Origin of the sequence: Corallococcus sp. 4LFB (assembly GCF_046520365.1) — a bacterium.
Taxonomy (GTDB): Bacteria; Myxococcota; Myxococcia; order Myxococcales; family Myxococcaceae; genus Corallococcus; species Corallococcus caeni.
In genome coordinates, this window is sequence record NZ_JBKGHJ010000416.1 from 1 (window position 1) to 7,544 (window position 7,544).

9 protein-coding genes and 2 pseudogenes are annotated in these 7,544 nt (G+C 68.8%); 3 read left to right on the forward strand and 8 right to left on the reverse strand.

The features are described from left to right. Positions 1-150: 150 nt before the first annotated feature. Positions 151-1,034 (forward strand): annotated as a pseudogene (locus tag ACLEQD_RS32400) (LysR family transcriptional regulator). 58 nt (positions 1,035-1,092) lie between these two features. Here the strand turns inward: ACLEQD_RS32400 and ACLEQD_RS32405 are convergent. From ACLEQD_RS32405 to ACLEQD_RS32430, 6 genes are all read right to left on the reverse strand, one after another. Next, positions 1,093-1,560 (reverse strand): SMI1/KNR4 family protein, encoded by a 468-nt coding sequence (locus tag ACLEQD_RS32405; RefSeq protein ID WP_410389360.1) that lies wholly within the window; start codon positions 1,558-1,560, stop codon positions 1,093-1,095. 29 nt (positions 1,561-1,589) lie between these two features. Further along, a complete protein-coding gene (locus tag ACLEQD_RS32410) occupies positions 1,590-2,201 on the reverse strand; it encodes a hypothetical protein (RefSeq protein ID WP_410389361.1) in 612 nt (203 codons plus the stop codon). Positions 2,202-2,312: 111 nt separating this feature from the next. Then, positions 2,313-2,789: an SMI1/KNR4 family protein gene (locus ACLEQD_RS32415; protein ID WP_410389362.1), complete on the reverse strand. Its 477-nt coding sequence runs from the start codon at positions 2,787-2,789 to the stop codon at positions 2,313-2,315. A 9-nt stretch (positions 2,790-2,798) separates the two neighbouring features. Further along, the gene (locus ACLEQD_RS32420; protein WP_410389363.1) at positions 2,799-3,443 is read right to left on the reverse strand and encodes a hypothetical protein; all 645 of its coding nucleotides are present in this window, start codon (positions 3,441-3,443) and stop codon (positions 2,799-2,801) included. A gap of 49 nt (positions 3,444-3,492) precedes the next feature. Then, positions 3,493-4,398 (reverse strand): hypothetical protein, encoded by a 906-nt coding sequence (locus ACLEQD_RS32425; protein ID WP_410389364.1) that lies wholly within the window; start codon positions 4,396-4,398, stop codon positions 3,493-3,495. Positions 4,399-4,482: 84 nt separating this feature from the next. Then, positions 4,483-4,659, reverse strand: a complete 177-nt coding sequence (locus tag ACLEQD_RS32430; RefSeq protein WP_410389365.1) for a hypothetical protein — start codon at positions 4,657-4,659, stop codon at positions 4,483-4,485. A gap of 402 nt (positions 4,660-5,061) precedes the next feature. On the opposite strand from ACLEQD_RS32430, the gene ACLEQD_RS32435 reads away from it, so the two are divergent. Beyond that, on the forward strand, positions 5,062-5,985 hold the full coding sequence (locus ACLEQD_RS32435) for a helix-turn-helix domain-containing protein (protein WP_410389366.1): 924 nt from the start codon (positions 5,062-5,064) through the stop codon (positions 5,983-5,985). Here the strand turns inward: ACLEQD_RS32435 and ACLEQD_RS32440 are convergent. Then, a complete protein-coding gene (locus tag ACLEQD_RS32440) occupies positions 5,880-6,494 on the reverse strand; it encodes a hypothetical protein (protein ID WP_410389367.1) in 615 nt (204 codons plus the stop codon). The two genes, ACLEQD_RS32435 and ACLEQD_RS32440, sit on opposite strands and share 106 nt — an antisense overlap. A gap of 59 nt (positions 6,495-6,553) precedes the next feature. Then, positions 6,554-7,117 (reverse strand): NADPH-dependent FMN reductase, encoded by a 564-nt coding sequence (locus ACLEQD_RS32445; RefSeq protein ID WP_410389368.1) that lies wholly within the window; start codon positions 7,115-7,117, stop codon positions 6,554-6,556. A 222-nt stretch (positions 7,118-7,339) separates the two neighbouring features. Between ACLEQD_RS32445 and ACLEQD_RS32450 the strand changes: the two are divergent. Then, a pseudogene (locus ACLEQD_RS32450) lies at positions 7,340-7,544 on the forward strand (uracil-DNA glycosylase); the annotation flags it as partial.

Sequence of the window (7,544 nt, forward strand, 5' to 3'; positions counted from 1 at the left end):
TGGAAGCTGGGCATGCGGCCGGAATTTGTCTCGGAACTTCTGGCGGCCTACTTAGTATTCGTGGGCCTTGTCGGGGGGTAGAGCTGTCCCAGGCACAAGGCTTGTGAGTTCAATTCAATGGCGCGTCTGGAAATCAATCGCTCCGGGGAGATGGAGGTCTTCGTCCGGGTCGTGGAGCAGGAGGGCTTCTCCGCCGCCGCGCGCACGTTGCGGATGACGCCGTCGGCGGTCAGCAAGCTGGTCGCACGGTTGGAAGCCCGCCTGGGGGCGCGGCTCCTCCACCGCAACACCCGGGGCTTCCAGCTCACCTCCGAGGGTTGCGTCTTTTACGAGCGCAGCGTGCAGGTGCTCGCGGAGCTGGAGGCCGCCGAGCGGGGCGTCACGTCGCATGACGCCCCCTCGGGCCGGGTGCGCGTGAACACCAACGTGCCGTATGGGATGCACGTCCTCCTGCCGCAGGTGCCCGCGTTCCAGGCCCGCTACCCGGGCATCCGGCTGGACATCGGGCTCACGGATCAGGTGGTGGACCTGCTGGAGGACCGCGCGGACGTGGCCATCCGCGCGGGCCGCTCAAGTCGTCCAACCTCATCGCGCGGAAGCTGGGGGAGACCCGCTTCCACGTCGTCGGCTCACCGGCGTACCTGAAGCGCGAGGGGACGCCCAGGACGGTCGCGAACCTGGAGAAGCACAACCGCCTGGGCTTCAGCTACGCGCGCTTCGCGCAGCACTGGTCCTTCGTGGAGCACGGCGCCCCGGTTTCCATTCCGTGTGTGGGCAACGTGCAGGTCAGCGACGGAGAAGCGGTGCGGCACCTGGCCGTCGCGGGAGCAGGACTCGCTCGGCTCCCCGTGTTCATGGTCCGCGAGGACCTTCGGGCAGGACGGCTGGTCGTGGTGATGGAGGACCGGAACCCCGGGGACACCGAAGCCTTCCATGCGGTGTTCCTCGATCCCGCGAGGCAGCTCCCGGCGCGCATCCGCGCGTTCCTCGACTACTTCGGTGAACTGGGCCTGGGCCCGCAGCCTCAGCCCTGAGGCCAGCGAGAGGCGCACTTCACGGACATTGCCATCAGTGGCACCACGCTTTCGGGCCTCAATCACCGAGCCAGAAGTACTCGTTGCCACTTGCCAGCGCCTTCTCCAGGAACTCACTGAAGGAGGCAGCGATCTGCTCGACGGCGGGATACGTCTCGTGGAAGGCGTCGAGCAGGACGTACCGACCCTCCACGCGATTGGCTACGTCCACGAGCACGTAGTCGCCGTCCTGCAAGTAGAGGAGCGTGTACCAAGACGCGGCTCCGTAGGTGTCGGTGTCTTCGTGCCGCATCTTGATGCGTGCGCGTTCGACTTCATCAAGCGAGAGGATGCGGTAGTTGGGCGCCTGCTCGCGCGGGGCAAACAGTGTGGCCCCATCGCAGTGCAGATAGAAGGCCCGCAGGTCGTCATCGAGCCGCCAGCCGATGCGCGACTCGAAGGCCGCCACCTTGGCAGAAGTCGCAGGCGGGCTGGGATGGTGGTGGGAGGAGACTTCCGCGAGAAGGCGCTGCATCGGGATGGGCATGGTGCAGTTCTCAATCCACGTAGGGCCGCTCAGGACCCGGTGTGAGCCACTTCCCACCCGGCGCGTAGCAGGGCTGGGTACTCCTTGGTGAAGACGTCGTGTACGTCCCCGGGCACGGGCAGGATGTTGTCGGGCGCCGTAGCTGGACCGCCGTGCGCGAGATCGAAAATATGGTGCCCAGGCCACGGATCCTTGCCCGCAGGCCAGGCACCGAAGTCCCGAGCCCAGTCCTCGCGGAATGCAGCGCGAGAGTTGTTCCACCGCGTGCGTTGCTGCTTGAGGTTGGCGATGGTGGGGTAGTCGCAGCAGCAGTGGGTGATGGCCAGCCGCCCACCGGCCTCCGCGGGCATGAACAGGTAACGCCCCTGCCAGTCCCCCTTGATGTCGGCCAGCCACATGCAGCCCATGAGTGCATGGCCCTGCGCCGCGCACTTCGATTCGCAGCGGGACATGAACGCGGCGCTGCACTGCCAGGGCCCGTAGTAGAGGGTCGTCCGGAGCTGTCCTCCGTCCGGCGTCCTGACGACAGGGCCTACCCACTTCGCCATGGCGGGCTTGCCCACCGTGCCGACCGTGGCCGAGCCGCACCCAACAAGGGCAAGAACGAACGCCGCGCTCGCGGCACGCAGAATGGCTGTCACGGCAGGCGGTGATAGCGCGGCAAGAGCCTGTCCGCCAAACAGGCCAGGCCACTACAGCGTTCCGAAGCCCTGCGACTACTTCGGCGAAGGGGGCCTGGGCTGAGAGTGAACCTATTCCTTCACGGGTTCGCTGCTCAGCCAGAACGAGCGGTTGCCGCTGCGCAGTGCCTTCTCCAGGAACTCCTCGAAGGAGGCCGCGATGCGCGGAGCCTCTTCTGGATACGTTTCATGGAAGGCATCGAGCAGCGGGTAGCAACCGCCCTTGGGTGCGGCCACGTCCAGGATGACGAAGTTGGTGTCCTGCATGTCCACGAGCGTGTAGTGCGATGCTGCTCCGTCCTCATCCTCATCCGAGGCTCTGATGGCCTGCCGTGCGCGCTGAATCTCGCTCAGTGGGAGGACACGGTACTTCGCGTCCGGCAACGTCTCGAAGAGCGTGCAACCATCGCAGTGTAGGTAGAAGGCACGCAGAGCTGGGTCTAGCGTCCAGCCGACACGCACCTCAAAAGCGGTGATCTGCGCGGGCGTCGCGGGTGGGCGTGGGAAGTGGAGTCGGGAGACTTCCGCCAGCAGTTGGTCCATCGCCATGAGCGCTCCTCAGTCCACGTATGGCCGCTCAGGCCCGGGCGTCAACCACTTGCCTCCCGGGGCATAGCAGGCAGGGTATTCCTTGTTGAAGACGCCGTGAACACCCCCGGGTACCGGCAGCACGTTGTCCCTCGCCACGGGTGCGCCGCCGTGGCCCAGGTCGAAGATGTGGTGACCAGCCCAGGGCACACCGTTGGGGTTGGTAGGCCACTCGCCAAATTCAGAACTCCACTCGCGCCGATAGCGTGCGCGCGCATTGTCCCAGGTGCCCCGCCGCCACTCGCCGTCCGCCACCTTCGGGTAGTCACAGCAACAGTGGGTGATGGCCATGCGACCACCGGCTTCCGCGGGCATGAACAGGTAGCGACCCTGCCAGTCCGCCTTGATGTCGGCCAGCCACATGCACCCCATGAGGGCATGTCCCTGGGCCGCGCACTTCGATTCGCAGCGGGACAGGAACGCGGCGCTGCACTGCCAGGGCCCGTAGTAGAGGGTCGTCCGGAGCTGGCCTCCGTCCGGCGTCCCGAAGACCGGCCCCACCCACTTCGCCATGGCGGGCTTGCCCACCGTGCCGACCGTGGCCGAGCCGCACCCGAAGAGCGCAAGGCCGATGGCTGCAAGAGCGGCACGCTTGATGTGAGGAATGGCTGTCACGGCAGGCGGTGATAGCGCGGCCAGAGCGCGTCCGCCAACCAGGCCCAGGCTAACGCCGCTCCACGGCCGCGACCTGTCCCGGCGCACCTTCCACTCCGTGCAGGAACGTGTGCTGCTCCACGTGCACGGCCTCATGGAAGTCCGGCTCACCGGTGCCGTCATTCCAGTCCACGCGGTCCATGCGGATGACGCGCGAGGAGTACGGCAACAGCGTCGCGGGATCCGTCACCAACTCCAGCTCCACGTGCGCGTACCTTCCTTGCGTCTCATCCGTCTGCCCCACGGGCTCTCGCACGATCTTCAGCCTCGCGCACCGGGGCTCCGGAACCGCGTCGGAGCAGGCCACTCCGACGTCCAGCCGGACGCGCTCCTCGGCGGGGACCTCCTCGGTCTTCTTGCGGCCCGTGCCCACGGACATCGTCGTCGCCACGACCTCCGTCCGCCCTGGCTTGAAGCGCGCTCCATGCCAGCTGCCCACCCACTCGTTCCACCGGTTGCGGGCCTCCCGCTCCAGGCCGTTCGTGAGCGCCTTCGTCAGCTGCGCCTTCTTCCGCGGGCTGACCGGCAGCGCGTCCAGCAGGTCCCGGCCGGGGCCGTCCTCCAGCGGATCAATCCCCTGGAAGTCCCCCTGCGCGTCGATGATGGACGTGGCCAGCGGCTCCACGAAGGCAGGGAAGGGGGCTTCGATGATCTCCACGTCCTGGATGATCAACCGCCGCCGCCCCTCCTCATCCACCGGCCCGAGCCGCATCGCGTACCGGCGCTGCGCCGTCATCCGGCCGCTCCAGTCCGTCCGCACGTCCACCGTGTGCATCACCCGGATGGTCGCCTGCTCCGGCCAGCCGTAGCGCAGCGTCACCAGGTCCTTCCCCTGCGCGCCTCCCAGCGTGGCGCAGCCGAGGACCCCGGAGGACAGCGCTGCGATGACGAGCCACGGGCGCGGGATGGAAGTCATGTCCCGCCACGATAACAATGCCCGGCGGGCCGCGCGGCACGGCGTGAAGCCCGGGCCGCGCGAACCGGACACTCGGCGGAGCGCTCAGGCCAGCGCCGCATGTGTGCCGCGCCGCAGGCCCGCGTACTCCAGCGCCGCGAACACCGCGACCGCCAGCGCCTGCGCCGTGACGAACGCCACCCCCAGCCCCGTGGGCGCCGTCGGGCCGTGCGTCATCAGGAGCACGCTGTCCACCACCCACAGCGCGTTCACCGCGACCACGAACCACACCGGCCACGAGGGCAGGGTCTCCCTCGCCGCCAGGTAGCCGAGCAGCAGCGCGAAGGGGATGAGCCCCAGCCCGCCGCGCGCAGCAGTCCCGGCTCCAGGCCCAGCAGCGGCCCCAGGGGCCGGCGGCCACCGCCATCAACAGGCCCATGGCTCCGCTGGCGACACCGTCCAGCAGCAGCGCGCGGCGCAACAGGCTTCCCGACACGTTCTTGACGCTCATGGCACTCGTTTCCTTGCGAAGGGGTGGAAGCGGCGGCGGCCGTGAAGCCGTCCGTCGTTGTTGGACACGATGCGAGCCGGCCCGCGCGGTGTCGATTACCTCCGAGGGAATGGAAGCGCTGACGTGCGCCCCCTATCTTCCCGGCCATGACGAGCCTTCAGCAGAGCCGTCCCGTGGGAGAGCTGCTGCGCGGCTGGCGTCAGCGGCGCGGGCTGAGCCAGATGGACCTCGCGTTGCGCGCGGAGGTCTCCACCCGGCACGTGAGCTTCCTGGAGACCGGCCGCTCCCAGCCCAGCCGCGAGATGCTGCTCCACCTGGCGGAGGAACTGGACGTGCCCCTGCGCGACCGCAATGGACTGCTCGTGGCGGCGGGCTTCGCCCCCGTCTTCTCCGAGCGCCCCCTGGATGACCCCGCGCTCGCCGCCACGCGCGAGGCCGTGGAGCTGGTGCTCGCGGGCCATGAGCCGTACCCGGCAATCGCGGTGGACAGGCACTGGACGCTCGTCACCGCGAACCGCGCGGTGGGCGTCCTGCTGGCGGACGTGGCGCCGCAGATGCTCCAGCCGCCCGTCAACGTCCTGCGCCTGAGCCTGCACCCGAACGGGCTCGCGCCGCGCATCGAGAACCTGCGGCAGTGGCGCGACCACGTCCTCACCCGGCTGCACCGGCAGGTGGACGCCAGCGCGGACGCCACGCTCGCGGCGCTCCTGGAGGAGCTGAAGGGCTACCCGGTGCCGGAGGCCGCCCCCGACGCGAAGGCGCGCGACTTCGCGGGCGTGGTGGTGCCCCTGCGCGTGCGCACCTCGCTGGGGCGGCTGTCCCTCTTCAGCACCACCACCGTGTTCGGCACGCCCGTGGACATCACGCTCGCGGAGCTGGCCATCGAGTCGTTCTTCCCGGCGGAGCCGACACGGCGGAGGCGCTGCGGCGGCCGCCACGGCGCGGGCCCGCCAGGACACCTGAGCGGCGTGAGCGCCTTGACGGCCTCGGGTCAGCGCTCCTTCCACGCGCGCTCGTTGTCGAGCCAGACGTGGAGGAGCTCCGCGTCGTTCTCCGCGGCCCACTTCACCAGCGGGGCAAGCTGCCGCGCCGAGTAGACCCTCGCCAGCCGCAGCACCACGTCCACCTGCTCGACGGTGTGCCCGAGGTCGAGGGTCTCGAGGAACTTCAGGTAGAGCGTCAGGTGCTTCAGGTCACGGCACACCAGCCATTCCACGGCGGCGCTCCCCGTCTCGGACTCCTCGTGGGTCGCGAGCCCTCCTTCCAGATCGTCGGCGTGCTTCTTGTTGAAGGCGATGAGCGCGCGCACGAAGGCCTCGGCGGGAGCCGTCCTCGCGCTGCCGAGCGCGGCGAACACGGCGCGCTCGTCGAGCACCTTGCTGGAGAGCCTGACCCCGAAGCCGAACCAGGGGTCACTGTCCTCGAACTGCTCGTCTCGAAGAATCGCCTTCGCGCCCGTCAGCTTCAGCACCGACGTCCACACGTCGATGGCGCGCAGCAGCTCCTCGGTGGAGGTGTCTTTCACGTCCACCAGCACGAGCAGGGGCTCGAATCCAGCGGCCTTCACACGCTCGAGCGTGACGTCGGGTTTCTTCGGGGCGGGCATGGGAACCTCACGTACCGCGATGAAGCTCCCTCGTAAACGCCCACAATCACCTGGGGGCGCTACGGCTTCACGCGCACCGTGCGCAGCGCCGTGCCCCAGGAGACGACCTGATCCAGGAGCGTGTTCACCTGCTTCTCCTTGTGCGGATCCGGCTTGAAGACGGTGTAGTGCTCGAAGTCGGTGGACAGGAACAGCTGCACCTGCGCGCGCACCGTGGCCAGCTGAAGCTCCGCGGCGACGAGGCGCAGCTGCTCCACCGCGCGCACGCCGCCCGCGCTGCCGTAGCCCACGAAGCCGGCGGCCTTGTTGTTCCACTCGCCGTAGACGAAATCGAGCGCGTTCTTCAGCGCGCCGGACGTGCCGTGGTTGTACTCGGGCGTGACGAAGACGTAGGCGTCGTAGCCCGCCACCGCCGCGCTCCAGCGTCGGGTGTGCTCCTGGGTGTACTTGCCCATGGAGGGCGGGGTCGGTTCGTCCAGCAGGGGCAGGTTGAAGTCCTGGATGTCGACGATTTCGTACGTGGCGTCGCTCCGCTTCTTCGCGATGTCGTGCACCCAGCCTGCGACCTTGTCCGCCTTGCGGCCGGGCCGCGTGCTACCAACGACGATGGCCACCTTGATCATGTGCGAGGGGCTCCTGGGAAACGGGTAGGACGTCCGCCCGGCATCATCCCCGCGTCCGCCCGGAGGCAAGGGGGCTTCGCCCGGGGTGTGTCCTGATTCGACCAGAGCCCGCCGCGTCCGCCCGGAAGGTGGCGCAAGCCCCGACCCTGGGCTAAGCGTACAGGCAACTTCCCCGGCTGCTTCCTTGCACCGGGGCGGCTCCTCCGATACCGATCCCCGACCGTGAACGACGACACGCCTGATTCCGCGCAGGAGCTGGCCGACGTGCTCCAGGACGTGCGCCGCCACCTCCTCTGGCAGGAGGAGACCGCGGGCCGCTCGCTCCTCGTCGACGCGAAGGTCGCCGCCGAGCTCCAGCAGCAGCGCGCCGCCGCCTCCTCCGTGCGCTCGATGATCGCCCGGACCAAGGCCCCCGAGGCGGCCGCCG

What these genes read in the sequence shown, in the direction of transcription:
- ACLEQD_RS32405 (WP_410389360.1), bottom strand. Translation starts at nt 1,560, where the DNA reads ATGCCCATCCCGATGCAGCGCCTTCTCGCGGAAGTCTCCTCCCACCAC.
- ACLEQD_RS32445 (WP_410389368.1), bottom strand. Translation starts at nt 7,117, where the DNA reads ATGATCAAGGTGGCCATCGTCGTTGGTAGCACGCGGCCCGGCCGCAAG.
- ACLEQD_RS32425 (WP_410389364.1), bottom strand. Translation starts at nt 4,398, where the DNA reads ATGACTTCCATCCCGCGCCCGTGGCTCGTCATCGCAGCGCTGTCCTCC.
- ACLEQD_RS32440 (WP_410389367.1), bottom strand. Translation starts at nt 6,494, where the DNA reads ATGCCCGCCCCGAAGAAACCCGACGTCACGCTCGAGCGTGTGAAGGCC.
- ACLEQD_RS32415 (WP_410389362.1), bottom strand. Translation starts at nt 2,789, where the DNA reads ATGGCGATGGACCAACTGCTGGCGGAAGTCTCCCGACTCCACTTCCCA.